Origin of the sequence: Tannerella forsythia, from assembly GCF_001006485.1 — a bacterium.
Classification (GTDB): domain Bacteria; phylum Bacteroidota; class Bacteroidia; order Bacteroidales; family Tannerellaceae; genus Tannerella; species Tannerella forsythia.
In genome coordinates this window covers 1-458 of the sequence record NZ_JUET01000098.1, presented here as the reverse complement: position 1 = coordinate 458, position 458 = coordinate 1, and the positions used below count along the sequence as shown (strand labels likewise).

At 49.1% G+C, this 458-nt stretch carries 1 protein-coding gene; it reads left to right on the top strand.

Translation table 11 applies throughout. The annotated features are described in order from the left end of the window. On the top strand, positions 1-458 hold a 458-nt coding region (locus Tanf_RS16730), incomplete at both ends, for a single-stranded-DNA-specific exonuclease RecJ family protein (protein WP_046825734.1).

The window sequence follows — 458 nt, the reverse complement described above, 5'->3', positions numbered from 1 at the left end:
TAATCGTGCCATTGTCCAAGCCGGTTTGGCTGCCATCAATCAGTTTACGCACCCTGCCTGGCAAGCTCTGCAGAAAATGAATGACAATCAAGGGCAACCCTTTAATGCCGAATACCTTGGTTTTCAGGTGGCCACCCGAATCAATGCTGCAAGTCGCGTCAGCGATGTGACCACAGCATTTAAATTCTTAAATGCGCCCAACCTCGAACAAGCGACCCCATTGCTGGCACAATTGGATCAAGACAACCTAGATCGCCGAAGCCAGCAAGAAGGTATGTTAAAGCAAGCCCGTGAAACGGCTGAAGCCTTGTATCACGAAAACAAATTTACTTTAAGTATTCGAATGACCGGCAATGCCGGCATCCAAGGGATTATTGCATCTCGAATTGGAGAACAATACGGTGTACCGACCATTGCGATGACGGACCTGGAAGATGGCTACTTGGCAGGAAGCGGGC